This is a genomic window from Paracoccus aestuariivivens (genome assembly GCF_009711225.1).
Lineage (GTDB): Bacteria > Pseudomonadota > Alphaproteobacteria > Rhodobacterales > Rhodobacteraceae > Paracoccus > Paracoccus aestuariivivens.
The window spans coordinates 734,832-759,927 of sequence record NZ_WMIE01000001.1 but is presented as its reverse complement, the minus strand read 5'-3'; the positions used below and the strand labels follow the sequence as shown (position 1 = coordinate 759,927).

The 25,096-nt window shown below is 60.3% G+C and carries 20 protein-coding genes; 8 read left to right on the top strand and 12 right to left on the bottom strand.

The window, feature by feature from the left end:
- Positions 1–17: 17 nt before the first annotated feature.
- Positions 18–923, bottom strand: coding sequence for a sulfate adenylyltransferase subunit CysD (cysD, locus tag GL286_RS03825; RefSeq protein ID WP_155094191.1), 906 nt, complete (start codon positions 921–923; stop codon positions 18–20).
- Between the two features lie 181 nt (positions 924–1,104).
- Here cysD and GL286_RS03820 point away from each other — a divergent pair, with 181 nt between their 5' ends.
- On the top strand, positions 1,105–2,046 hold the full coding sequence (locus GL286_RS03820; protein WP_155094190.1) for a helix-turn-helix transcriptional regulator: 942 nt from the start codon (positions 1,105–1,107) through the stop codon (positions 2,044–2,046).
- A 2-nt stretch (positions 2,047–2,048) separates the two neighbouring features.
- On the opposite strand, the gene GL286_RS03815 is transcribed toward GL286_RS03820, so the two are convergent.
- The 9 genes from GL286_RS03815 to GL286_RS03775 form a co-directional block, all read right to left on the bottom strand.
- On the bottom strand, positions 2,049–2,903 hold the full coding sequence (locus GL286_RS03815) for a 2-keto-4-pentenoate hydratase (RefSeq protein WP_155094189.1): 855 nt from the start codon (positions 2,901–2,903) through the stop codon (positions 2,049–2,051).
- Between the two features lie 64 nt (positions 2,904–2,967).
- Positions 2,968–4,083: an alpha/beta hydrolase gene (locus GL286_RS03810; protein ID WP_155094188.1), complete on the bottom strand. Its 1,116-nt coding sequence runs from the start codon at positions 4,081–4,083 to the stop codon at positions 2,968–2,970.
- Between the two features lie 302 nt (positions 4,084–4,385).
- Positions 4,386–4,898, bottom strand: coding sequence for a DUF2478 domain-containing protein (locus GL286_RS03805; protein WP_155094187.1), 513 nt, complete (start codon positions 4,896–4,898; stop codon positions 4,386–4,388).
- Between the two features lie 12 nt (positions 4,899–4,910).
- Positions 4,911–5,702 (bottom strand): peptidylprolyl isomerase, encoded by a 792-nt coding sequence (locus tag GL286_RS03800; protein WP_155094186.1) that lies wholly within the window; start codon positions 5,700–5,702, stop codon positions 4,911–4,913.
- Between the two features lie 5 nt (positions 5,703–5,707).
- Positions 5,708–6,394 carry a respiratory nitrate reductase subunit gamma gene (gene narI, locus GL286_RS03795; RefSeq protein ID WP_155094185.1) on the bottom strand — a complete coding sequence of 229 codons (687 nt, stop codon included), beginning with the start codon at positions 6,392–6,394 and terminating at the stop codon, positions 5,708–5,710.
- Between the two features lie 13 nt (positions 6,395–6,407).
- Complete coding sequence (gene narJ, locus GL286_RS03790; RefSeq protein WP_155094184.1) at positions 6,408–7,097, bottom strand: nitrate reductase molybdenum cofactor assembly chaperone; 690 nt, start codon at positions 7,095–7,097, stop codon at positions 6,408–6,410.
- Positions 7,094–8,617: a nitrate reductase subunit beta gene (gene narH / locus GL286_RS03785; protein WP_155094183.1), complete on the bottom strand. Its 1,524-nt coding sequence runs from the start codon at positions 8,615–8,617 to the stop codon at positions 7,094–7,096. The genes narJ and narH overlap by 4 nt, the downstream gene beginning before the upstream one ends.
- Positions 8,614–12,381 carry a nitrate reductase subunit alpha gene (locus GL286_RS03780; protein ID WP_155094182.1) on the bottom strand — a complete coding sequence of 1,256 codons (3,768 nt, stop codon included), beginning with the start codon at positions 12,379–12,381 and terminating at the stop codon, positions 8,614–8,616. Before GL286_RS03780 ends, narH begins: the two co-directional genes overlap by 4 nt.
- A 20-nt stretch (positions 12,382–12,401) precedes the next feature.
- Entirely contained in the window at positions 12,402–15,113 is a 2,712-nt protein-coding gene (locus GL286_RS03775; protein ID WP_155094181.1) for a nitrate/nitrite transporter, read from the bottom strand.
- Between the two features lie 260 nt (positions 15,114–15,373).
- Here GL286_RS03775 and GL286_RS03770 point away from each other — a divergent pair, with 260 nt between their 5' ends.
- On the top strand, positions 15,374–16,075 hold the full coding sequence (locus GL286_RS03770) for a helix-turn-helix domain-containing protein (RefSeq protein ID WP_246184813.1): 702 nt from the start codon (positions 15,374–15,376) through the stop codon (positions 16,073–16,075).
- Positions 16,076–16,083: 8 nt separating this feature from the next.
- Here GL286_RS03770 and GL286_RS03765 read toward each other — a convergent pair whose 3' ends face one another.
- Positions 16,084–16,632, bottom strand: a complete 549-nt coding sequence (locus GL286_RS03765) for a cytochrome b (RefSeq protein ID WP_155094180.1) — start codon at positions 16,630–16,632, stop codon at positions 16,084–16,086.
- Positions 16,633–16,768: 136 nt separating this feature from the next.
- On the opposite strand from GL286_RS03765, the gene GL286_RS03760 reads away from it, so the two are divergent.
- From GL286_RS03760 to GL286_RS03735, 6 genes are all read left to right on the top strand, one after another.
- Positions 16,769–17,476: a CDP-alcohol phosphatidyltransferase family protein gene (locus tag GL286_RS03760; protein WP_246184812.1), complete on the top strand. Its 708-nt coding sequence runs from the start codon at positions 16,769–16,771 to the stop codon at positions 17,474–17,476.
- The gene (locus tag GL286_RS03755; RefSeq protein WP_155094179.1) at positions 17,473–19,005 is read left to right on the top strand and encodes a sulfatase-like hydrolase/transferase; all 1,533 of its coding nucleotides are present in this window, start codon (positions 17,473–17,475) and stop codon (positions 19,003–19,005) included. Before GL286_RS03760 ends, GL286_RS03755 begins: the two co-directional genes overlap by 4 nt.
- Before the next feature lie 97 nt (positions 19,006–19,102).
- Positions 19,103–20,095 (top strand): ABC transporter substrate-binding protein, encoded by a 993-nt coding sequence (locus tag GL286_RS03750; RefSeq protein ID WP_155094178.1) that lies wholly within the window; start codon positions 19,103–19,105, stop codon positions 20,093–20,095.
- Positions 20,096–20,105: 10 nt separating this feature from the next.
- Entirely contained in the window at positions 20,106–20,855 is a 750-nt protein-coding gene (locus GL286_RS03745; protein ID WP_155094177.1) for an ABC transporter ATP-binding protein, read from the top strand.
- On the top strand, positions 20,852–22,405 hold the full coding sequence (locus GL286_RS03740) for an ABC transporter permease (protein ID WP_155094176.1): 1,554 nt from the start codon (positions 20,852–20,854) through the stop codon (positions 22,403–22,405). The genes GL286_RS03745 and GL286_RS03740 overlap by 4 nt, the downstream gene beginning before the upstream one ends.
- A complete protein-coding gene (locus GL286_RS03735; RefSeq protein ID WP_155094175.1) occupies positions 22,402–23,460 on the top strand; it encodes a glycosyltransferase family 4 protein in 1,059 nt (352 codons plus the stop codon). Before GL286_RS03740 ends, GL286_RS03735 begins: the two co-directional genes overlap by 4 nt.
- Here the strand turns inward: GL286_RS03735 and GL286_RS03730 are convergent.
- Positions 23,457–25,010: an MDR family MFS transporter gene (locus tag GL286_RS03730; RefSeq protein ID WP_246184811.1), complete on the bottom strand. Its 1,554-nt coding sequence runs from the start codon at positions 25,008–25,010 to the stop codon at positions 23,457–23,459. The genes GL286_RS03735 and GL286_RS03730 overlap by 4 nt on opposite strands.
- Between the last annotated feature and the right edge of the window lie 86 nt (positions 25,011–25,096).

Genomic DNA, 25,096 nt, shown 5'->3' with positions numbered 1-25,096 from the left:
GGAAAGGGCAAAAAGGCTTAGAAATAGCCTTCCTGCTTCTTCTTCTCCATCGAGGCAGCCTGATCGTGGTCGATCGCGCGACCCTGACGTTCCGAGGTCGTGGTCAGCAGCATTTCCTGTATGACCTCGGGCAGCGTCTTGGCTTCGCTTTCGACGGCACCGGTCAGCGGGTAGCAGCCCAGCGTCCGGAAGCGGACAGAGCGCATGACCGGCGTTTCGCCTTCGGCCAGCGGGAAGCGTTCGTCATCGACCATCAGGATCAACCCGTCGCGCTCGACGGTCGGGCGGGGCGCCGAGAAATACAGCGGCACGATCTCGATGCCTTCAAGATGGATGTATTGCCAGATGTCCAGCTCGGTCCAGTTCGAGATCGGGAAGACGCGGACGCTTTCGCCCTTGGATTTGCGGGCGTTGTAAAGCCGCCAAAGCTCGGGGCGCTGGTTCTTGGGGTCCCAGCGGTGGTTGGCCGAACGGAACGAGAAGACGCGCTCTTTGGCACGCGATTTCTCTTCGTCCCGACGCGCGCCGCCGAAGGCGACGTCAAAGCCGTACTTGTCCAGCGCTTGCTTCAGACCTTCGGTCTTCCACATATCGGTGTGAACCGAGCCGTGATCGAAGGGGTTGATGCCTTTTTCGACCGCTTCGGGGTTTTGATAGACCAGCAACTCCATGCCAGCATCGCGGGCGGCCTTGTCGCGCAGCGCATACATATCGCGGAATTTCCACGTCGTATCGACATGCAGCAGCGGGAAGGGCGGCGGCGCGGGGTAGAACGCCTTTTTGGCCAGATGCAGCATGACCGCACTGTCCTTGCCCACACTGTACAGCATGACGGGGTTTTCAGCTTCGGCGACAACTTCGCGCAGGATTTGGATGCTCTCCGCTTCCAGGCGCTGAAGGTGGGTCAGGGATTTCTGGTCCATAGGGAATTCTCTGTCATAACCTTGTTGACCTAGAGCTAACGTCCGGAATACTTCCTTTAACCCCCCAAATGGGGGGTAAATTGCAAATTTGGGGAATTCCGCCATTTCAGCCGAAACCGATATCGTGCAATCCCTCTTTGCCGCGGCGACCGGATTTTCCCGGTCACGCGGGAACGAGGCTTTGATACCGGATCTATGGCCGGACTTCCTCGGGCTGCTGGCGCATCAACTTCGGGCCGAGTCGGCGGCGCTGCACTTGGAACTGGATGTCGGGCGCGGGCTTTCATGGCAGCATGGCCGCCTGAGACTGCCGGAGCTGGCACAGATGCGGCAAATGCGGTTTGATCGGGTCTATGCCCAGATCGACATGCCCGGACACGACGGTCGATTGCCGATGCGCGTGCTGAAATGTTCGGTCGGGGCAATCGGTTTTGCGGTGCTGGCAGTGCAAAGGGGGGGGCAGGACTTTCGCGCGGTCGATGGCGTCAAGCTTTCCGGTCTTGGCCCTTATCTGGGGCAGGCATTGGCGAACTGGTTCGCGCTGGATCACGAGCGTGCGCGTGCGGCGCTTGACCGACAGGTCTCGGGCCGCTTGGGTGGGGGCTGGATCATGTTCACACCCGCCGGAAACGTGATTGATATGGCCGACAACACGCGGGAATGGTTGGATAATTCACCAACAGTCCAGCAGCGGCCGAATGGTTGGCTCGAATTTCGCGAAGGGGGGGTCGCGCAGTCATTCCGTCGCGCAGTTGCGGCCGCTCAGGCAGGGAACGGACTGATCCGCCCCGTGGAAATCTCGCGCGATCCGGCGATCGAGATTGCGCTTATGCCGAAGGAGGTTGCAGGTGAGCGGGTTTTGCTGGGCTTGATCCGGCATGGAATATCCGCGCGTTCCCTTTCGGTCGAACAGGTCGCGACCGCATTCGATCTCAGCCGCAGCGAGGCGCGGCTGGCGATCCTGTTATGCGATGGAGCCAGCCTGCAAGACGCTGCATTGGATCTGGGATGGACACTGGAAACGACACGCAGTTGCTCGAAACAGGTCTATGCGCGGATGGGGGTCAAAGGACAATCCGCTGTCCTGCGCCGGATGTTGACCGGTGCGGTATGGCTGACATAGGCCTATTCGAAACTCACGCTGATCGTCGGATCTTTGGGCAGTCCCGTGTAGCGGACCGTGACAGTTTGTCCCGCTTTCGGTACCAGCAAAGGCCCGAATGACCCGACGCTGACCAGATCTCCCTGTTTGAACCGGACTCCTGAATCACGCAGCCACAAGACCGCGTTCAGGGGATTGCCCAGAACCGCCGCGCCGGGCGCATTCGCCAATTTCTGTCCGCTTTCGTCCGAAACCGATACCTGCATTTGCGCAAGCACATCAGGGGACAGGTCGCTGCCCTGCACAGGGATGGCATCGCCCAGAACCCCCATCCGCGCGCCGACATTGATGGCGGTAATGCTCAAAGGGGTCAATGTCTTGGGGTCGCTGACGACCAGATCAGGCAGTTCGATAAAGGGATGGATTGCAGATAGGTGGGCCAAGACCTCGGCTGGTGTTTTTGCCTCATTGATCGCCGGATCGGCGACGACAAGGATCAGATCGGACTCGAAGCGGGGCAGAGCGGCAAATTGGGCGGGCAACTTGGCTCCGCTTTCAAGCATCATGTCAGCATATAGCACACCTCGTACCGGCCCCGAGGCTTGGAACGCATCCTGCGCCGGCTTGCTGGTCAGACCGGCCTTGTATCCTGATGGTGCGCCCCATTCCTGAGCGAGAATCTGCACAAGCTTGTCTTGCGCGCAGAGTGCGTCCTCGGGCGTAGCGACAGTCGGAGCCGTGACGGGGGTCGCCGTCAGGATGTTTTTTGCCAGATCCGCCATGACCTGATCCGATGGGCAATCGGCGATGGCGGATCCGGCTGATGCTAGAAGCGATAGAAAGGCAAGGCTTACGGCGGACCGGATCGGTTTCGGCATCATCACTCCTTCCCTGAGCGTTCGAAGCGATGATGCCACGGAAACAAAGATTTTACAGGTGTTTTCAGTCCGTAATCAGGATCGGGACGTTTTGCAGAAGCTGCTGCAGCGCAGGGGTGCGACCGCCCTGCTCAAGTCCACCCGCGCGGTTCAATCCGGCACCGATCAACTGGACCACCTCAGGCGAGCCTGCGAACTTGGAATGGCTGCCCGAACTTGAATCCTCGATGGCGGACAGGTCGATCACGGTGACGCCCATCCCTTCAAGTTCGCTCGCATTGGCGGCCCCGACGCGCGGAACGCCACCGGCGATGCGACGCGAGGTCAGCAGCGCCCGGTCATCACGCGAAACCAGCAGGTAGATCTTGGAGCGGACATTCGGCGGCAGCTGCTCGATCTGCGTTCTGAACAGGTCGATATCGATGTCGGGCGAGGCGAGAATGATATTGTTGATCGTCCGCCGCGAGCCCAAGGTTCCAGACTTTTGTGCATCGACCAGGCCCTCCATGGTCAAAAGCGTTCCCATGGAATGCGCAAAAATATCAACGCTTTCGACATTGGTGCTGACAAGCAGGTTCGAGATTTCCTTCAGCTTTCCACGGGCAATCAGCGCACTGTTCATGTCATAGACATAGCGCACCGGATTGGCCGCCGAGGCCCATGTCAACAACACCGGAACGCCTTGATAGTTCGTATCTTCGACGAACTGGGCAAGTCTTAGCACCGAGTCGCTGACATTGTTGTTGTAGCCGTGAACGAACAGCAGAAGCTTGCGCTGTCCCGGCGGACGTTTGGCCAGTTCGCTGTTGATCGCGGCGATATAGGATGCGTTGCTGCGATAAATCGTCGGATCGACGACCGAAAATTCGGTCCGTGGGTCGGGGGGTAACTTCTGGGGCCGTTCCAGATTTCCGACGACATGGTTCGGGGGAACCGTCGCCACGACCGAAGCCAGCCCGAGTTCAGGGGCGCGTTCGGCGGAAAATAGCGTGCCCACGACTTCGGATGCCTGTCGCGTCGTTGCGATGAACATTTTATGGCGTTTGATCTGTGGCACGGCCTCGGTCGGGACCGTGGGGTTTTCGACCCCGACGATTTCCGGAGCGCGGCTACAGCCGGTCAGCGCAATTGCAAAAGCAAGGATAGCGACCTTGAGGGAACCGGTAGACGGAAGTCTCATTTGAGGCTCTGCTTTGGGAAACGTTGCGCGAAGAATGCTGTCCGCGCAGGCTGCGGGCAAGAATTTTGCCCGTCTGGGTCGCCAATCCCGACAATTCCGGATGCGATGTTGCAATTGAGCCGATGGGGTCGCGTGATGGACCTAAGAAATTCCGTCGGATCTGAATTTGCTGTCCCGAACTGCGGTGTTTCGCAGGAGGTAACATCGCGCAAACTCGATGCGTTGCAATTAAAGTAAGTGTTGATTTATCCAGAGATCATCATGATTTACGGTCTATCGCGCAGACTGCGTCTTATCCCGGATTAGGCCGCGTTCCGTCGGCCATGGGATAGGCACCATTCCAGAACCGTGGTCGCGTCCGCGGGCAGGGCTTGTGCCAATCCGCCGGCGAATTCCTCGAATGCAGGCAGGTTCAGGCCATTCACGCCCAAGATCACCGGAATGCCGCATTCCAATGCGTTGGCGATGGTCGGGGTCAGACCGCGCCCCTCTGCCTCTTGCTTGCCGAATTTGTTCACGATCAGCAGGTCCGCCGAGGGCAGAGCGCGGGTGACGCCAACCACCGCGTCTTCAAGCGCACCGGCGTCAAGCCGACAACCTCGCGCCAGATCGCCGCGATCCTCGCTGATGCGCAGGATCGGGCCATCGGGTAGGACCAGAATGTCCATGTCGCAGCGCGCCCGATCGGCGCGCTCGATGTTTGTTTGCACGGTTCCGGCAAGACGCAAGCCCTTGGCCTGCAGTTCGGACGCAATGGCGGCCAGAAAGCGGTCGTTCGCGCCGCGACCCGGCAGGCTGACATAGGCGATCTGCATCTTGCTTGCTCCTTAAGGTTTGAGGTCGATCCCCGAGATATCCGCCGCGCTGACCAGCCCGTCAACATAGTCCCGGCTGGCCCGCAACCATGCGGCCTTGTCATGCGCTTCGGCAAGCTGCGGCAGCACGGTTTCAAAGGGCAGGATCGCGCCATTCGCGCGCGCGTCAAGACGGATGATGTGGATGCCATAGCGCGACTCGCATAGCGAAAACTGGCCTTCCTCCATCGAGGCCAAGGTGGCTTCGAATTCGGGGACCGTATCGCCCGAGCTGAGCTGTCCCAGTACCCCGCCATTGGATTTCGACGGGCAGGCGCTGTGCTTCAATGCCAGACCGGCAAAACGACGCGGGTCGGCGGTGACTTGCGTCAGAACGTCGACGGCAACCTTGCGGGCCAATGCTCGGGCCTCTTTGTCGTCCGGAGCCGCGGGGAACAGGATATGCGCGGCCTCGAACAGGGACGGCGCACAGAAGCGCTCGGGATGTGCGTCATAGATCGCGCGCATTTCCGTTTCATCGGCAGCGGCTGGCGTCAGCGTCTGATCCAGCAATTGCCGGATCATCGCCTCATCCTCGGTTTCCCATTGGCCAGGTGCGATCTCGGTCGGATCGGCATCAAGCTTGGCGGCCTTGGCCTGTTGCAGAAGCAGTTCGCGGACCGCCAAGGCGCGCGCGGCCGATTTCCAGGCGTGACCCGGTTTGCCGTGCGGGGCAGGGTGGTTCTGGGCCTCGTCCGCGATGCGACCGGGGTCCAGAGTGACACCATTCACCGTGACAGGGGGCAGAAGGGGTTTGATCTCCATGACGCCTACTCCGACCCGTGGCGTTTGGTGCGGACGATCTGGTAACCCGGACGCCACAGGTAACGCACCGGAGCCGAGATCATGTGCACGAGCCGCGTGAACGGGAACAGGACGAAGATCGTCAGGCCCAGGAAGATATGCAGTTTGAACAGGATGTTGACATCGGCGATGTGTTCGGCGGCACCGGCACGCAGATAGACGATGCTTTGGGCCCAATTCATCAGCTTGGTCATCTCGTGCCCGTCAAGATGCTGCATAGAAACGAGGATCGTCAGCAGCCCCAGCACCAGTTGGGCTAGCAGCAGTACCAGAATACCGGTATCGGCCAGCGTCGAGTTCGCGCGGATGCGGGGGTCGGTCAGGCGACGGTGCAGCAGGATCGCACCACCGGCCAGCGCCATCAGACCGGCAATGCCGCCGGCCGTCATGGCCAGAACCTGTTTCGCGCCGTGGCTGATTCCAAGCGCGTCAAAGAAGGCGATCGGGGTCAAAAGCCCGACCAGATGCCCGCCTAGAATGACCAGAACGCCGACATGGAACAGGATCGAGCCGATGACGAACTGCTTCTTGCGCAGAAGCTGGCTGGATTTCGATTTCCATGTAAAGGGATCACGCTCATAGCGGACAATCGAGCCCAAAATCATGATCGTGATGGCGATATAGGGGTAGATGCCGAAAAGTAAGTTGTTCATCTGAACCTCCTGTTCATTCCGCCGGACGGGCCGCGACCGAGCGCGGGTCCATCTTGGCTAGGATATCGCGGCTGACGGGGCAGCCGGCATTCGGGTCCGGGCCGAACGTGACTTCGGCCTCTTCCCAGACGGCGTCGAGCGCCTCCAGATCCTCGGGGTCTTCGTCGGGGACATCCGCCAGTTCGGCCGGAACATCGCCGTCGATTGCGGCCAAGGCCATCAACGTGGTCATGACTGCGGTATACGAACTGTCACGTTTGCCCAGACGCTCGGCCAAAGCGGCGATGATATGTCCCGCATCGACCAGCATCTCGCGGGCCTCGGGCAGCGGGCGGGTCGAAAGGAATTCCAGCAGCACCGGCAGATGGTCGGGCAATTCGCTGCTGTCCAGATCGTAGCCACCGGCCCGATAGGTTTCCAGCAGATCGACCATCGCGCTGCCGCGGTCGCGGTTCTCGCCGTGGATATGCTCGAACAGGTTCAGCGACAGCGTACGGGTGCGGTCGAACAGCAAGACATAGCGCTCCTGCAGATCGTACAGGTCATTCGAGCCAAGCTCGTTCAGCAACGGGGCCAGATCGGTCAGTCGTTGGGGGCCAAGCAGCCCCTCATCGACCAGAACTTTCCGGATTTCCGGCACGGCTTCGATCAGATCCTCGCTGGGATAGCTCAGCAGCGCGGAAAGTGCCTTGAGGGTTTTCATGATGCGATGAACTCCTGCGGGCTGCGGAATTTCTTGCCGCCGAACAGCGAGCCGCCATTGCTGCCCGACGAGCAGCCGTTTCCGTCGGTGAAGCCGCAGCCGCCGCGCAGGTCGTAGGCATCCTCGACCAGTTCGCGGTGCGTCGTCGGAATGACGAAGCGGTCCTCGTAATTCGCGATGGCCATCAGTTGGTACATCTCGTCGATCTGCAAAGGCGTCATGCCGACGCGCTCGGCGATGCCAAGATTGACCACGCCATCGACCGATTTCGAGCGCATGTAGCTGCGCATCGCCAGCATCCGTTCCAGTGCTGTTGCCACCGGAGCCTCGTCGCCTGCGGTCAGCATATTGGCGAGATAGCGCAGCGGGATGCGCAGGCTGCGCACGTCGGGCATGTCGTCCAGAGCCGAGATCTTGCCCGCCTCGGCAGCGTTCTGGATCGGCGATAGCGGCGGCACGTACCAGACCATCGGCAGGGTGCGGTATTCGGGATGCAGCGGGAAGGCGATCTTCCATTCCATCGCCATCTTCCAGATCGGAGAGTTCCGCGCGCCCTTGATCCAGTCCTCGGGGATGCCCTCGGCGCGGGCGGCCGCGATCACCTCGGGGTCGTTCGGGTCAAGGAAGACGCCCAGCTGCGCGTCATACAGGTCCATTTCGCTTTCAGTCGAAGCCGCTTCCGAGATCTTGTCGGCGTCGTAAAGCATCACCCCAAGATAGCGGATGCGGCCCACGCAGGTTTCCGAGCAGACGGTCGGCATACCGGATTCCAGACGCGGATAGCACAAGGTGCATTTCTCGGACTTACCCGAAGACCAGTTGTAATAGATCTTCTTGTAGGGGCAGCCGGATACGCACATGCGCCAGCCACGGCATTTTTCCTGATCGATCAGGACGACGCCGTCATCCTCGCGTTTGTAGATCGCGCCCGAGGGGCAGGACGCCACGCAGGCAGGGTTGAGGCAATGCTCGCACAGCCTCGGCAGATACATCATGAAGGTGTTTTCATATTCCCCGTAGATGTCTTTCTGGATGCCGTCGAAGTTGTAGTCCTTGGAGCGTTTCTCGAACTCGCCGCCCAGGATTTCCTCCCAGTTCGGACCCCATTCGATCTTTTCCATCCGCTCGCCCGAGATCAGCGAACGCGGACGCGCGGTCGGGAAGGCCTGCGATTCCGGCGCGGATTTCAGGTGATCGTAGTCAAACGTGAAGGGCTCGTAGAAATCGTCGATCTCGGGCAGGTCGGGGTTGGCAAAGATATTCGCCAAGATCCGCCATTTGCCGCCCTGTTTCGGGCGCAGATGGCCCGCTTTGGTGCGGGTCCAGCCGCCGTTCCAGCGCTTCTGGTTTTCCCAATCCTTGGGATAGCCGATGCCCGGTTTGGTTTCGACATTGTTGAACCACGCATATTCAACGCCCTCGCGCGAGGTCCAGACGTTCTTGCAGGTGACCGAGCAAGTGTGACACCCGATGCATTTATCGAGGTTCAGCACCATGCCGATTTGCGCACGTACTTTCATTCCGCTGCCTCCGGAGCTTGGGTTGCGGTATCGTCTTTCAAGGGGCCGTCCAGCCAGTCGACCTTGTTCATCTTGCGCACGATGACGAACTCGTCTCGGTTCGCACCGACCGTGCCGTAATAGTTGAAGCCGTAGGAAAGCTGGGCGTAGCCGCCGATCATATGGGTGGGCTTCAGCACGACCCGTGTGACCGAGTTGTGGATGCCGCCGCGCAGATTTGTGATCTGGCTGCCGGGCGTGTTCACGATCTTTTCCTGAGCGTGATACATGAAGGCTGTGCCTTCTTTCATCCTTTGGCTGACCACGACGCGGGCGGTGATGACGCCATTCGTGTTGAAGACCTCGATCCAGTCGTTGTCGACCAGATCCGCCTTTTTGGCGTCCACTTCCGAAATCCAGACCACCGGCCCGCCGCGATTCAGCGTCAGCATGTGCAGGTTGTCGGAATAGGTCGAGTGGATGCCCCATTTCTGGTGCGGCGTGATGAAGTTCAGTACGACGTGCTTTTCGCTTGCGCCAAGTGACTTGCGTGCTTCGGCCCCGACCGTTTTCAGGTCCAGTGGCGGGCGCCATGTGACAAAGCCCTCGCCAAAAGCGCGCATCCATTCATGGTCCTGATACAGCGATTGCCGTCCGGTCAGGGTGCGCCACGGGATCAGTTCATGGACGTTGGTCCAGCCGGCATTGTAGCAGACCTCTTCGCTTTCAATGCCCGACCATGTCGGGGACGAGATGATCTTGCGCGGCTGGGCAGCGATGTCGCGGAAGCGGATTTTCTCGTCTTCCTTCACCTCGGCCAAGTGCTTGTGGTCAAGACCGGTGAAGTTCCCCAGCGCTTCCCACGCTTTCACGGCGACTTCACCGTTGGTTTCGGGGGCGAGCATCAAGATGACCTCGGCGGCGTCGATGGCGGTATCGATTTTCGCCAAACCTTTGGTCTGGCCTTCGTCCGTGACCTTGCCGTTCAGGGCCTGTAGGTGATGCACCTCGGTCTTGGTGTCCCAAGCGATGCCTTTGCCGCCATTCCCGACCTTCTCCATCAGCGGGCCAAGTGCGGTGAAGCGTTTGTAAAGGTTCGGGTAATCACGCGCGACTTCGATATAGGCGGGCGCGGTTTCGCCGGGGATCAGGTCGCACTCGCCCAGTTTCCAGTCGCGAACGATGGGTTGGGCGATTTCGCTTTTGCTGTCATGCTGCAACGGAAGCTGTACGACGTCGATTTCCTCGCCCAGCACTTCGGGGGCGATATCCGAGAATTTCTTGGCAATCGCCTTGAAGATTTCCCAGTCCGACTTCGACTCATAGGCCGGATCGACCGCCGCCTGCAGCGGGTGGATGAACGGATGCATGTCCGAGGTGTTCATGTCGTCCTTTTCGTACCAGGACGCGGTCGGCAGAACGATATCGGCATAGACAGCCGTGGTGGACATCCGGAAGTCGATGGTCACCAGAAGGTCGAGTTTCCCTTCGGGCGCGTCATCATGCCAGACGGCATCATGTGGCTTCTGGCGGCCTTCCTCGCCCAGATCCTTGCCCAGAACGCCGTGGTCGGTGCCCAGCAGGTGCTTGAGGAAATACTCGTGGCCCTTGCCCGACGACCCGAGCAGGTTCGAGCGCCAGACGAACAGGTTCCGCGGCCAGTTTTCCGGTGCATCGGGATCGACGCAGGACATTTCCAGCTCGCCGGATTTCAGCCGCTCGGCGACGTAATCCTTGACCGGAACGCCTGCCTCGCGGGCGGCGCGGCCGATTTGCAGCGGGTTGGTTTTTAGCTGCGGGGCCGAGGGCAGCCAGCCCATCCGTTCGGCGCGGATGTTGTAGTCGATCAGGCTGAGCTTGTTCCAGTCGCCCTTGGGGGCGGTAGAGGCCAGCAGTTCTTCCGAAGAAACGGTCTCGTAACGCCATTGGTCGGTATGGGCGTACCATGCGCTGGTCGCATTCATGTGGCGCGGCGGGCGCTGCCAGTCCAGCGCAAAGGCCAAAGGCGTCCAGCCGGTTTGCGGGCGCAGTTTTTCCTGACCGACATAGTGCGACCAGCCGCCACCCGACTGACCCACGCAGCCGCACATGACCAGCATGTTGATCGCGGCGCGATAGTTCATGTCCATGTGGAACCAGTGGTTCATCGCAGCGCCGATGATGATCATCGACCGACCATTGGTTTTCTCGGCATTGTCGGCAAATTCGCGGGCGACCTGAATGATCTTGTCGCGGCGGACGCCGGTGATGCGCTCGGCCCAAGCGGGGGTGAAGGGCACGTCGGCATCATAGTCCTTGGCGACATGCTCGCCGCCCAGACCGCGGTCGAGGCTGTAATTGGCGCACATCAGGTCGAAGACCGTGGCGACCAGCGCCTCGCTGCCATCGGCAAGAGTCAGTTTCTTGACCGGAACATTGCGGGTCAGGACATCGCCGCGACCATCGACCTCGAAGCCGTTCGTGGCCGCTCCGCCGAAGAAGGGAAAGTCCACGGCGGCGATGTCGTCGCGATCCTCGTCAAGGATCAGGCTCATTTTCAGGCTGACATCGGCGTCGCCGGCTTTTTCCTGCAGGTTCCATGCGCCTTTTTCGTCAGCCCAGCGGAACCCGATCGAGCCGTTCGGGACGACCAGTTCATCGGTATTTTCGTCGATGGCGACGGTTTTCCATTCGGGATTGGCGGCTTGGCCCAAGGCTCCGGCCAGATCGGCTGCGCGCAACTGGCGCCCCGGAACCAGACGACCGTCTTGCTTGTCCAAGCGGACCAGCATCGGCATGTCGCTGTATTTGCGGCAGTAATCCTCGAAATAGGGAACCTGGCGATCCAGATGGAATTCGCGCAGGATGATATGACCGAAGGCCATGCCAAGCGCCGCATCCGTACCCTGTTTGACGTTCAGCCAGATGTCGCCGAATTTGGCGGCCTCGGAATAGTCTGGGCAGATGACGGCGGATTTGGTGCCTTTATAGCGGGCCTCGGTATAGAAGTGGGCGTCGGGCGTGCGCGTCTGCGGCACGTTCGAACCCCAAAGCATGAGATAGCCCGCATTGTACCAGTCTGCGGATTCCGGCACGTCGGTCTGCTCGCCCCAGACCTGCGGCGAGGCGGGTGGCAGATCGCAATACCAGTCGTAGAACGACATGCAGGTTCCGCCCAGCAGCGACAGGTAGCGCGTGCCTGCGGCATAGGACACCATGGACATGGCGGGGATCGGCGAGAAGCCGAAGACGCGGTCGGGACCGTATTTCTTTGCGGTATAGGCGTTGGCTGCGGCGACGATCTCGGTCGCTTCGTCCCATGTGGCACGGACAAAGCCGCCCTTGCCACGGATGCGGGTATAGCTTTCGCGCGCGGCGGGATCGTTCTGGATCGCCTCCCATGCGGCGACGGGCGACATGAAGGCGCGTTTTGCGCGCCACAGTTTCATCAGGCGGCCACGGATCAGCGGGTTCTTCACACGGTTCGCGCTGTAAAGATACCAGCTATATGACGCACCACGGGCGCAGCCGCGCGGTTCGTGGTTCGGAAGGTCCGAGCGGGTCCGCGGATAGTCGGTCTGCTGGGTTTCCCAAGTGACGATACCGGATTTGACATAGATCTTCCACGAGCAGGAACCGGTGCAGTTCACGCCATGGGTCGAGCGCACGATCTTGTCGTGCCGCCAACGCGAGCGATAGGTGTCCTCCCAGGCGCGGTTCTCGGTGGTGGTTTGACCATGGCCGTCCGAGAAGGTGTTTTGCCGGGTGGTCGACAGGAAGTTCAGGCGATCCAGAAGATGGCTCATACTGCTTTCTCCTTTGAATTTCAGGCGTGTTCAGGCGTCAGCGTCGACGTCAGACCACGTTCGGTATCGTACAAAAGGCCACCGCGACGGCTGTAGACAGCCCAGGTCACGACAAGGCAGATCACGTAGAAGACAAGGAATGCCCAAAGCGCACCCACGGCCGAGCCGGTCATGGCGATTGAGCTGCCGTAAGCCTTGGGAATGAAGAACCCGCCATAGGCGCCGACCGCGCTGGTAAAGGCGATGATGGCGGCGGATTCACGGTCGGACTGGCGGCGGCGTTCGTCGGCGCTCAGTTCGGGCATCAGGCGTTTGATTTCCTTGCCCATGATCACGGGGATCATCTGGTTGGTCGAGGCGTTGCCCACTCCGGTAAAGAAGAACAGCGCCATGAAACCTGCGAAGAAGCCCCAGAAGGTCAGAGCTTTCAGCGAGAAGATCACCACCAGAACGCTGACGATCATTCCGGCAAAGACCCAGAAGGTGACGCGTCCACCGCCCATGCGGTCCGACAACCAGCCGGTACCGGCGCGGCTAAGTGCGCCTACCAACGGACCGAGGAAGACGTATTGCAGGGCGTTGACCTCGGGGAAGGACAGCTTGCTCAGCAGCGGGAAGCCCGCCGAGAAGCCGATAAAGCTGCCGAAGGTGCCGACATAAAGCAGGCACATGATCCAGTTGTGCTTGCGGCTGAAGATCACGGCCTGTTCGCGGAAGCTGGATTTAGCGTCGGCGATATCGTTCATGCCGATCCATGCAGCGATGGTCGCGACAAGGATGAACGGAACCCAGATGAAGCCGGCATTCTGCATCCACAACTTGCCGCCATCGCTCAGTTCCTGCGGAGCACCACCCATGACGCCGAACACGCCTGCGGTGATGACCATCGGCACGACGAATTGCATGACCGAGACGCCAAGGTTGCCAAGCCCCGCATTCAGTGCCAGAGCGTTGCCCTTTTCGGCTTTCGGGAAGAAGAAGCTGATATTGGCCATGGACGAGGCGAAGTTGCCGCCACCCAGCCCGCAAAGCAGGGCAAGCGCCACGAAGATGATGTAAGGTGTCTGCGGGTTTTGCACGGCATAGCCGATGCCAAGCGCCGGAATCAGCAGCGAGGCGGTCGACAGTGTCGTCCACAGCCTGCCGCCAAAGATCGGCACCATGAAGCTGTAAAAGATCCGCAAGGTTGCACCCGACAAGGCGGGTAGCGCGGCTAGCCAGAACAGCTGGTCCTGGCTGAAGTTGAAGCCGATCGAGGGCAGGCGCGCGATCACGACCGACCAGACCATCCAGATCGAGAAGGCCAGCAGCAGAGCGGGAATCGATGTCCAAAGATTGCGACGGGCAATCTTGCGGCCTTTCGAGGCCCAGAATTGGGGATCCTCGGGCTGCCAGTTATCCAGCACGCGCGGCATGACGGTCAGTTCGGGGTCGTGAACCTTCGAAAGTTCGGGGAAACTGGGAAGTTTGTCCATGTTCGCGGCGTTGCGCTCCATATGACGGATCGAGAAATGCATCCAAAGCGCCGAGACCACGACCACGAGCAGCAGCAGGGCGAAGCAGGATGTGTAGATACCCGTCAGGTCCAGCAATGCGCCGAAGACGATGGGCAGGATGAAACCGCCCAGCCCGCCGATCATGCCGACAAGGCCGCCAACGGAACCGACATGGTTCGGATAGTAGACGGGGATGTGTTTGAAGATCGCGGCCTTGCCGAGGCTCATGAAGAAGCCAAGCGCAAAGACCGTGACCACGAAGGGCACCAGATCCATTTCGGTCGAGAAGCTGATCGGTCCATGCATGCTGCGGATGGTGTAATCCGCCGGCGGATAGGCCAGCATGATCAGCAGCAGCGCCGAGAAGCCGAAGGTCCAGTACATGACCGAACGCGCACCGAAACGGTCCGACAGCACCCCGCCATAGGCGCGGAACACCGAGGCCGAGAAGCTGAACGCGGCGGCGCACAGACCGGCGACGCGGATGTCCACGCCGTAGACTGCGGTCAGATAGTGAGGCAGCCACAGGGCAAGGGCGACAAAGCCACCGAAGACGAAGAAGTAATACAGCCCGAAGCGCCAGACCTGCAGGTTTTTCAGCGGCGCGAACTGTTCGGCCAGAGAGGGCGATTTGATGCCTTGCTGCTTGCGTGTGACGAAGGCCGGATCATCGCGCGCGACAAGGTAGAATATCACGCCCATCAGCGCGATGACGCCCGCCCAGATATGGGCCACGGCCTCCCATCCCCATGCGACAAGGATGAACGGGGCAAGGAACTTGGTCACTGCCGCGCCAACGTTGCCCATGCCGAAAATGCCCAAGGCGGTCCCTTGCCGTTCGGCAGGGAACCATTTCGAGACATAGGCAACACCGATGATGAACGATCCACCGGCCAGACCGACGCCCAATGCGGCGATCAGGAATGTAGGATAGCTGTCAGCCCAGGTCAGAACCCAGGTCGCGATGCCGGTCAGGACCATCTGCAGCGAGAAAACCAGACGGCCACCGTAACGCTCGGTCCAGACACCCAGGATCAGTCGGGTCAACGCACCGCTCAGGATCGGCGTTGCGATCAGAAGACCGTACTGAAACTCGGAAAGGCCCAGTTGATCCTTGATCGACAGGCCGATGATTGAAAATATCGTCCATACGGCAAAACACAGCGTGAAAGCGGTGGTACTGAGCCACAATGCCTTTTGCTGTTCAGTCGCGGACGCCCCTATGTTTTGCGACATGTTGGCTGCTCCTGTTGCCTCGCTCACGCAAGGCTTCGGGACTTTACGAACATGCCCGGCCGCCGTTTCGTTTGATTTGAATCAAGAAACAGACGGGTTCTTGGAGTTTTTAATAAGATAACTCAATAACTTACCAATACGGTCTGGTTTCTTGTGGAAAAGTTGTGCTGGCTTTTGACCAAATCGCGGGTGATGATTTGATATAAGTCAATCCACTCGGGGCGATTCTGGAACATGATTCCGCCATCTGAAAAAGGGACTTGAAACATTCCGTGCGCGACAAGGATCTGACCGACATCAAGGGCCTGGCTTTGTTTCAGGATATGAAGCCGGAAAACTTCGACCGAATGATGCGAGGAGCCTATGATCAGGAGTTTCCAGAGCATTTACAGCTGTTCCAGCAAGGTGGTAAGGCCGATTTCCTTCATGTCCTGATCGAAGGCACGGTCGTTCTTTCTGCGGATTGGCGTGAACGCGAGGCCACAATGGCGGTCGTTCGTCCCGTCAGCAGCTTCATTCTTGCTGCCTGCATGTTGGATATGACACTTCTGATGTCGGCGCGGACCTTGTCCCGAAGCAGGCTGGTTCTCATTCCCTCGCAAGACGTGCGCGAGATTTTCAGGATAGATCCCGATTTTGCGGTCGCTGCAAACCGGCAGTTGGCGATGGGCTATCGCCAGATGGTCGATCATGCCAAAGGGCTGAAATTGCGCCGCGCGCGCGAGCGGCTCGCGGCCTATATCCTTGATGTTTCGGAAAAACACGGCCATGCGACCGAGATTGTCATCGAGCAGGAGAAACGAATACTGGCATCATATCTGGGTATGACCCCCGAAAGTCTGTCCCGCGCGTTCAAATCACTGGCAGAGGATGGCGTCCACGTCCACGGCGCTAACGTCACCATCAACGATTTGACGAAGCTTATAAAACTGGTGGGCGAGGATTGGCATATCCCGCATTGAACGCTTCGTTAACCTTGTCGAGGTGGCCACATTCTGGTCCAGACCTCGTCGCGCCGGATCAGGGCATGGTGCAGCGCGGCGGCGACGTGCAACGCCAGCAAAGCGATCAGCAGATATGCGGCAAGGAAATGCAGGGCTTGGGCGGCAGCCGCTAAGGTCTCGGATTTTGCGATCCATGGCCCGAAGCCTAACCGATCAAGCAATTCGACCGGAAAGCCGCCTGCGCGAACACGGGTGAAGCCGCTCAGCGGCATGACGATCAGCAAGGCGTAAAGCAGCGCGTGCGAGATACGTGCAACCCGAATTTGCCATTGCGGCATTGTCTCGGGCAAAGGCGGCGGGGGATGGATGGTTCGATAGATCAGACGGGCAAGGATGAACGGGACCAACAGCACGCCAAGGTTCTTGTGAAACAGGAACAAGGCATCCTGAAGCCCGCGGGGCAGTCCTTCGCGTGTCATGGTCAATCCCGCAGGGATCATCAGCAGCACCGCGATAGCGATCCCCCAATGGAACATGCGGGCGGGCGTTCGATAACCTGCTTGTCGATCCGGCATGGCGCAGACTCCTGTTCTTGAAGCTACGCCCGAAACCGCTCGTCGCAAAGTGCCTTCATCGCTGCTTGACCCGCAACGCGGTCGGCTTAGACTCTGGCCAATGCGCGAACCTGTGCCAACCCGAGCGTTGAAGCCCATGAATGCCGGCTTTGGTTCCGGCATCGCGCCGCGTCTTGTCGCGACTGCTGCGTCGGGACTGGCGTTGATCCATGCGATGCGGATTTTAGGCCCCGAGGCCGCGGCAAGCGATTGGCTGATTGTCTGGGGGCTGTTTCTGCTGGCGTGCCTGATGGTCGCTCAACTGATGCGGCAGCACTATCCGCATCTGCGCATGGGGGCCTGCAATTTCGTGACGCTGATGCGGCTTGCGCTGACCTGCGGATTGCTCGCTCCGCTTCTGGCCGGAAATGCTGGCGGGTACGGAATTACCGGTTTTGCGTTGTTTGCCTTGGCACTGGATGGCGTGGATGGCTGGTTGGCCCGTCGCAGCGGGTTGGTCTCTGGTTTCGGCGCAAGATTCGATATCGAGGTCGACGCCGCCTTCGCGCTGGTTCTGTCCCTGCACGCGCTTTCCATAGGCTCAATCGGCCCCGAGATCCTTTTGCTGGGATTTATGCGATACGCTTTTGTCGCGGCTGGCCTGCTGTTACCATGGCTGGCAGCGCCGCTGCCGTTCAGTCATCGGCGCAGGCTGGTCTGTATCGTGCAGATGGTTGTCCTGATTGCCCTGCAATTGCCGGTCCTGCCTGAGGAATTTGCGCTGCTGCTGACATGGTTGGCGGTTTTCGCGCTACTTTGGTCATTCGGGGCGGATATCCTTTGGTTGCGAAGGGAATGCAGATGATCCGCAAGGCGCTGCCGTTGCTGCTGGCGGCGCTGCTGATCCATCTGGCGCTGGTCCTGCCCAATGCCCCTGCCAGATTGCCGTGGACGATGGCCGGCCCTCCGGTCGAGTTGCCTTTGGTTCTTGCCTTGCTATGCATCACCGGCGCGCGGGCAAGGTTCATTGTCGTGCCGCTGCTGTCTATTCTTGTGATCCTGAAAATCGCAGACCTTGCGATGATGGGCGTGCTGGGTCGAGCATTTGATCCCCTTGCTGATCTGCCGTTGATCGACGCTGCGATGCGGCTGATATCGGGTAGTCTGGGGGTGCTTGCTGCGGTCGGCGTTGCAGTTTCGGCCATCGTCCTTGCTGCCATCATCGTCGCAGGGCTTTGGTGGGCGACAGGTCGATGGGCAGGTGTTCGTTGGTCCGCGGCGCAGAAATTTGCCTTGTTCGGGGTCGCGACGGCCATTTTGCTGCTGGGGTATCCCTATGCAAAGGCTAGCGTCTACGCCCTGTCCCGAATTGAAACAGCCCGCCAGACCCATGCCGAGTTGCGCCTGCTGCGTGTGGCCGCCGACAAAGACCCGTTCCTTTCGCAGAATGGCCTGTTGTCGGCCATAGATCGCGACGTACTGGTCATTTTCGTCGAGAGTTACGGGCGCGGCAGCTTCGAGACCCCGTTCTATGCCGAGCGCCACCTTGCCACTTTGCGACAGGCCGAGGGGCGGTTGGCCGGTGCAGGACTGAAAATGCGTTCGGGGTTTTTGCGCTCGCCAACGCAAGGGGGGCAAAGCTGGCTTGCCCATGCGACATTCGCAAATGGTTTGTGGATCAAGGATCAGGCCAGTTACGGCACATTGCTGCGTAGCGGGCGGCAGGGTCTGTTCCACTATGCGCGTCGGGCCGGTTTCTCCACGCTTGCCGTCATGCCTGCCATTACGCGGGCCTGGCCGGAATCAGCCTCGATGGGATTTGATCGGGTTCTGGCGGCTGACGATCTTGGTTATCGCGGCAAGCCTTTCGACTGGGTGACGATGCCGGATCAATTCACCTTGGCTGCGATCGACCGGCTGGTTCTTGGTGGCAAAGACCGGCCACGGAAATTCGTGCAGGTCGCATTGATTTCATCCCATGCGCCTTGGGTGCCGGTGCCTTGGATGTTGTCATGGGACGGGTTGGGCGACGGAACCGAGTTCGACGCGATGACCCATGCCAGCGAGACGCCCGAAGTGGTTTGGCGCGATCCCGTGAAGGTCAGGGAAAGCTATCGGGATGCCTTGGATTACGCGCTGCAGGCCGTCTTTGGCTATGTCGAATTGCATGCTGCTGATGCTCCGCTGATTTTCGTGCTGGGCGATCATCAGACCGCCCAAGGCATCGCGCCGGATGGCGGGCGGGACGTGCCGTTGCACGTCATTGGTCCTCAGGCGCTGGTGGCTCGGACTGCGGCATGGGGGCTGCAACCCGGACTGGTGCCGCCGATGGCAGACCCGATCCCGATGGACCGGATGCGCGATCTGATCCTTGGCAGCTTCAGCGATCCGTAGTGGTTCTGTCGGGGCGGAAATAGCGCGGCGCAGAAAAACTGTTGATTTCGGGCATCGACATGTCCGAGCCTGTCGGAACGCGAGGGAGGATCGGTCGATGTCGTCACGGATGATCTCCAGACGGGGCCTGTTGGCGGGCGGAGCGTTTGGGGCCTTGTTGGCAGGGGGGCTGACGCGAGCCCATGCCCAAACGGTGCAGGCCGGCTTCCAGCTGTCATGGCTGCATTCGGTGCAATTTGCCGGAAGCTACCTCGCTTTGGAAAATGGCTGGTGGCAGGAATCCGGCTTGCAGGTGAGCCTGCTGCAAGGCGGTCCGAATGCTCCGGTCGAGCCTCCGGTCGTGGCCGGAACGGCGCTGGTCGGGATTTCGGCAGCGGATTATGCCGCCAGCGCAATCGAGCAGGGGGGCGACTTCCGGATCATCGGCGTTGCCATGCAGAAGAACCCCTTCGTGATTGCGTCGCTACCGGCCAATCCGGTCAACGTGCCGGCCGATCTGCAGGGCAAGCGCATTGGCATGGCCATTGCCAATACTCCAGTGCTGAAGGCGCTGTGCAGTCTGAACAATGTCGATTTCAACGCGATCACCATCGTCCCGACCCAGTATTCGGCGCAGCCGCTGGTCTCGAACGAGGTGGATTGCCTGCTATGCTGGGAAACCGACCTGCCCGTTGCGATGGCGATGAACGGGATAAAGGCCGTGACGATGCTGATGGCCGATCATGGTTATTCGCTGCATTCGCAGACCTATATCACGACCCGCGACAGTCTCGCTTCGCGGCGAAAGGATCTGGTCGCGTTGATGGCCGGAGAGTTGCGCGGCTGGCAGGCTTATCATTCCGACACCGATGCCGCAGCGGAACTCACGTTGCGGATGTTTCCGGACGCGGGATTGGATCTGGCAACCCAGAAACTACAGGCGAAACGGCAAGTGCCGCTGATGTTCTCGGACCTGACGGATGCCAATGGTTTCGGCTGGTGGAGCGACGAAAGTGTGGCGGCCAATATCCGGACGCTCGCTTTGCTGGGGCACAAGGTCTCGCCCGACCTATGGGATCGCTCGATCCTCGACGAGATCCAAGCCGGATAGGGCAGCTTCGATGCAAGGCATCACCTGTATCGGTCTTGGCAAAACCTACCGGGGCGGTATCGAAGCGGTATCGCCGCTTGATCTTAACTTCTCGTCGGGGCGGACCACGGCGCTGATTGGTCCTTCGGGTTGCGGCAAGTCGACATTGCTGCGTCTCATCGCTGGGCTCGAGGAGCCTTCGGTCGGAGACGTACGCGTCTTGGGGCAATCACCTGCCGAGCAGCGGCGCAGGGCGGGTATTTCGGTGGCGTTTCAGGACCCGTCCTTACTGCCTTGGCTGACGATGCAAAGCAATATCTCGTTGGCGCGAAAACTGGCGCGAAAACCGCCGGATCCGGCTCGGGTCGCGCGGCTGATCGGGTTGGTCGGTCTGGGTGGGTTTGAAAAAGTCCGGCCTGCCGCACTGTCGGGCGGGATGCGACAGCGCGCGGCAATGGCGCGGGCCTTGGCCAGCGATCCGCAGGTTCTGCTGCTGGATGAGCCCTTCGGAGCGGTGGATGAATTGACGCGCCGGCAGCTTGCCCGCGATCTTTCGCCATTGTGGAAATCGCAGGGGACCACGACGTTGTTGGTGACCCATTCGGTTGACGAGGCAATCATGCTGTCCGACCGGATTGTCGTATTCTCGCCGCGTCCCGCGCGCGTGGTCGCGGATCTGGAGGTGCCGTATGCGGCGGAATTGGGCGATGGACCCGAATTCCGTTCGCTGAAGGACAAGGTACTGACGGTCTTGTCAGCGTCTGCCGCCATGGCAAAATGAGAACGCGCGATTGGCTTGCTGTATTGCTTGGTCCGGTATTGCTGTTGATTGGCTGGCAACTGCTGGCGACGGGCCTTGAAGGCAAGGCACTTCTCGCGGGTCCGGTCGAGGTACTGCACTGGCTGACGCAGAATATCGGTCTGGTGGCAAGGGCGCTTGGCCGGACGCTGGGAAATGCCGCATTGGGGTACTTGGCGGGAAATCTGATCGCCATAGTGCTGACAGGGATCGGAATCCTGTTTCCCAAGCTGCTCGGGGTGATCGGTGGATTGGCGTTGGTCCTGTTCTGTTTGCCGCTGATTGCGACGGGACCAATCCTGCGAAGCCTGATGGGGCAGGGCGAGGGACCGCAGATCACGCTGGCGGCGCTGGCAGTCAGTTATACCAGCCTTGTGACATTGCTGACGGGACTTCGGGCCGTGCCCTCGGCATGGCTGGATCTGGTCCATGTCTACGGTCGGAAACGATTTGCGGAGCTGTGGTTCGTGCGCGCACGCGCGGCATTGCCCTATTTGTTCGCGGGGCTGCAAATTGCTGCTCCGGCAGCGTTTCTGGGTGCCATGGTCGGCGAGTTTACCGGTGCCGAGCGGGGATTGGGCGTGCTGACGATCCGGTACATTCGTGCCCTTGATGTTGCGGCATTGTGGGGGATCTCGGTGGTGGCGACCGTGGTTTCGATCATGGCTTACGCGGCGGTTGGCATGATGGCGCGGCTTGTGCTGCATGATCTTCCGCCGGTGGTGCTTTTGTCATCGCCAGCGTCGGGACGATGCGGGAAAGGACGGTTCCGCGATGCGGTCGTGCTGGTCGTCGCGGTTCTGCTCTTATGGTGGGGCGGCATCCGGCTGCTGGGTTTGAATCCGTTTCTGGCCAAGGGTCCGCTGGATGTGGCGGCAGCGCTGACTTGGTCAGCCGAGGCATCAGAGTCGCGCGCCGCCTTGTTTCTGGCTTTCCGGCAAAGCCTCGGTTTCGCGCTGCCCGGGTACCTGATCGGGCTTGGTGTCGGGGCCGGACTCGCGATGTTGCTGGTGCTTGTTCCCGCAGTCGTGCCTTTGATCATGCCGATCGCCGTTGCGCTGCGCGCCGTACCAATCGTGACCACGGCTCCGGTCTTTGTCCTGTTTCTGGGGCGGGGGGCGACGGGAACAATTACCTTGGTGGCGGTCATGGTCTTTTTCCCCGCGCTTGTCGCCTGCATCCACGGCCTGCGGCAAGCTCCTGGGCAAGTGCTTGATGTTTTTGATGTCTATGCCGCTGGCCCCTTCCGCAAACTGCTCTATGCCCGCATCCCCGCGATGTTGCCCGCATTATTTGCGGCGGCGAGGATGAGCGTTCCGACCGCTGTTCTAGCGGTGACTGTCGTCGAGTGGCTGACAACGGGGCGGGGGTTGGGAAGCCTGATGGCGTTATCGGCCTCGACGTCGAATTATCGCATGCTCTGGTCGGCCGTGTTTCTGGTGACGCTGTTCTCGGTCCTGAGTCACGCTGCCGTCGCCAGTCTGGAGCGTCATGTGCTGCGGATCTACGCCCCCGAGCAGGTGCGACAATGATTTTTCCGCCAGCCGCCTTTGCCATCCCCGGCGATATCGGGACCCTGACCGGAGGCTACATTTACGAAAGGCGATTACTCGAAGGGCTGCGCAATCTGGGCCACGACATGCAGCATCTGGTCCTGCCAGCAAGCTTTCCCGACGCGGGACCGGCGGATATGAGCGCTGCGATTGCAGCCCTTGAAGCTGTCGATTCGCTGCGTCCGCTTATTGTTGACGGCCTGGTGTTCGGAGCGATTGCGACGGTGGGTCTGGCGCGAGTGAAGGCTCCGGTCATTGCCATGATCCATCATCCCTTGGCGATGGAAAGCGGTCTTTCCGTGTCGCGCCGTGACCGTTTGTTCCGAACCGAACGGGATAATCTGCGACTTGCGCGGCACGTGCTGGTTCCAAGCCCGCATACGCGCGCGCTGCTGGTCGAGCGATATCAGGTTGATCCGGACCGTATCTCGATTGTCGGTCCGGGTGTGGATCGTCCGACTGTTGCCATGACTCCGGTCGCGCCATTGCTGATCCTGTCGGTCGGTATCCTGCATCCACGCAAAGGGCATGACATCCTGATCGAGGCACTGTCGCAGCTTGATGATCTGGACTGGCAGGCGGTAATTGTCGGGAACCCTTGGGATGCCGAACATGCGCAATTTCTGGCCCGTCGTCTGAAAGACTGCAGCGTCGCGGACAGGGTTCGTCTTGCGGGTCGGGTCTCGGACGGTGAGTTGCAGACGCTTTATGCGCAGGCTTCGGTCTTTGCCCTTGCGACCAGATATGAAGGTTACGGCCTTGTGTTTGACGAGGCATTGGCGCGCGGATTGCCGATTGTCAGTTGCTGCACCGGTGCAGTTCCCGACACCGTGCCAAAGGGCGCGGGCCTGCTTGTTCAACCCGAAAACGCCGTAGCCTTTGCCGAGGCTTTGCGTGAAATCATAACGGACCCGGCGATGCGACTCCGGATGGCGGGGATTGCCTTGAATGCAGGACAGGAACTGCCCGATTGGGCGCAGTCGGCGGTCTTGGCAAGCCGGGTTATCGTGCGGCTTGCCGCAGGTGCGGGTTAGGCCGGAGGCGACGTTTTCGGCAATCCGGCTGGAGCCTCGCCGGATCTGGCAGCGGCGGTTGGCGGAGCCAGAAGGACGGGGCGCAGCATCGCGGCGGCAAGGAAGCCGATTGCAGCAAATACCATTGCGGAAAGATAGACCCAGTCAAAGGCATTGCGATAGGCGGCGGCCACGGCCTCCTGCGCGGCGGCGGGAAGTGCCGCCATTCTGTCGGGCGACATCTGGGCAATGGAACCTGCGCCGGAAATGGTCGCATGCATCATCCGGTCCGACAGGATCGCGCCATAGACCGAGATCGCCAGCGCGGCTCCGCCCATGCGGGAAAGGGTGACCGCGCCCGTCGCTGCGCCAACATCGCGGGGCGGAGATGCGATCTGGACTCCGATCACGGGGCTTTGCTGGCCAAGGCCGATTGCAATCCCCATCGCCAGAAGCAACGTGCCGATCAGCCAGAACGGCGCATGCAGCGGCAGCAGCGCCAATGCGCAAAGGCACAGGGTCGATAGCGTAAGGCCCATGACCAGCCAAGGCTTGTAGCGTCCCGTGCGCGAGATCAGTCTGCCTGCAGTCAGCGAGCCCAGCGTGATGCCGCCGGTGACTGCGATGAAAAACAGCCCTGCACGGGCGGGCGAAAGGCCCGTCGTCATTTGCAGGAACAAGGCGTGATAGTTGACCATGCCGATCCCGACCGCGCCGCTGACGGTCGCAACGATTAGCAGAAGCGAGAAGTTGTGGTCGCGGAACAGGCCCAGCGGGATGATCGGCTCGGGGGCGCGACGCTCGACCCAGATCCAGATTGCAATCGCCAGGGCCGAGACCACGGGCAATGCAAGGGCAGGGGCAGACAGGGCCGAGCCGAACAATGACTGGCTGTCAGCCCATAGCACGACCCCCGAGATGGAAATCGCCAGCAGGATGGCACCAAGATAGTCGATCTTGGGCTGGCGCTCGGGACGGCGATAGGGAAGCAGCAGCATCAATCCGGTCAATGCGACGATCCCGATGGGAAGGTTGATTAGAAAGATCGAACGCCAGCCCAGATACTGGCTCATTGTGCCGCCAAGACTGGGCCCGATCGACCCCGAGGCCATCAGGACAAGGCTGGAAAAGCTTTGATACCGCGCCCGCTCGCGTGGTTCGAACAGATCGGCATTGATCGAAAAAATCGAGACCATGATCCCGCCCGCGCCAAGCCCCTGAAAGGCCCGGGCGGCGATCAGGCTGTCCATCGACCATGCCAATCCGCAAAGCATCGAACCCAGCGTGAACAGCGCAACCGCGAACATCATCACATATTTGCGGCCAAACAGGTCGCCCAATTTGCCGTAGACCGGCATGATAGCGCTTTGCGCCAGCAGATAGGCCGAGCCGATCCAGCCAAAGCGCTCGATTGCGCCGAACTCTCCGATGATTGTGGGCAGTGCGGTCGAAACCACCTGATTGTCCAATGTCGCCATAAAAAGGCTGAGCATCAGGAAGCAGAATATCGTCATGCGGCGACGATGGGTCAGGCTGACAGGCCCGACCGAAGACGGAGATTGCGAAGACATCAGCGAATGGACCTGTTCTTGCCAGCTTGTGATTGCAGAATGGCTGGTCCGGAATTATATGTGCAAAAGGCATTTACATGTCAACA

Excerpts from the sequence above, each read along its gene's own strand:
- GL286_RS03805 (WP_155094187.1), bottom strand. The coding sequence starts at position 4,898 with ATGCAGATCGCCTATGTCAGCCTGCCGGGTCGCGGCGCGAACGACCGC.
- GL286_RS03775 (WP_155094181.1), bottom strand. The coding sequence starts at position 15,113 with ATGTCGCAAAACATAGGGGCGTCCGCGACTGAACAGCAAAAGGCATTG.
- GL286_RS03765 (WP_155094180.1), bottom strand. The coding sequence starts at position 16,632 with ATGCCGGATCGACAAGCAGGTTATCGAACGCCCGCCCGCATGTTCCAT.
- narI (WP_155094185.1), bottom strand. The coding sequence starts at position 6,394 with ATGAACAACTTACTTTTCGGCATCTACCCCTATATCGCCATCACGATC.
- GL286_RS03755 (WP_155094179.1), top strand. The coding sequence starts at position 17,473 with ATGATCCGCAAGGCGCTGCCGTTGCTGCTGGCGGCGCTGCTGATCCAT.
- GL286_RS03750 (WP_155094178.1), top strand. The coding sequence starts at position 19,103 with ATGTCGTCACGGATGATCTCCAGACGGGGCCTGTTGGCGGGCGGAGCG.
- GL286_RS03730 (WP_246184811.1), bottom strand. The coding sequence starts at position 25,010 with ATGTCTTCGCAATCTCCGTCTTCGGTCGGGCCTGTCAGCCTGACCCAT.
- narJ (WP_155094184.1), bottom strand. The coding sequence starts at position 7,097 with ATGAAAACCCTCAAGGCACTTTCCGCGCTGCTGAGCTATCCCAGCGAG.
- GL286_RS03780 (WP_155094182.1), bottom strand. The coding sequence starts at position 12,381 with ATGAGCCATCTTCTGGATCGCCTGAACTTCCTGTCGACCACCCGGCAA.
- GL286_RS03760 (WP_246184812.1), top strand. The coding sequence starts at position 16,769 with ATGAATGCCGGCTTTGGTTCCGGCATCGCGCCGCGTCTTGTCGCGACT.
- GL286_RS03800 (WP_155094186.1), bottom strand. The coding sequence starts at position 5,702 with ATGGAGATCAAACCCCTTCTGCCCCCTGTCACGGTGAATGGTGTCACT.
- GL286_RS03735 (WP_155094175.1), top strand. The coding sequence starts at position 22,402 with ATGATTTTTCCGCCAGCCGCCTTTGCCATCCCCGGCGATATCGGGACC.
- GL286_RS03815 (WP_155094189.1), bottom strand. The coding sequence starts at position 2,903 with ATGCCGAAACCGATCCGGTCCGCCGTAAGCCTTGCCTTTCTATCGCTT.
- GL286_RS03745 (WP_155094177.1), top strand. The coding sequence starts at position 20,106 with ATGCAAGGCATCACCTGTATCGGTCTTGGCAAAACCTACCGGGGCGGT.
- GL286_RS03810 (WP_155094188.1), bottom strand. The coding sequence starts at position 4,083 with ATGAGACTTCCGTCTACCGGTTCCCTCAAGGTCGCTATCCTTGCTTTT.
- cysD (WP_155094191.1), bottom strand. The coding sequence starts at position 923 with ATGGACCAGAAATCCCTGACCCACCTTCAGCGCCTGGAAGCGGAGAGC.
- GL286_RS03740 (WP_155094176.1), top strand. The coding sequence starts at position 20,852 with ATGAGAACGCGCGATTGGCTTGCTGTATTGCTTGGTCCGGTATTGCTG.
- narH (WP_155094183.1), bottom strand. The coding sequence starts at position 8,617 with ATGAAAGTACGTGCGCAAATCGGCATGGTGCTGAACCTCGATAAATGC.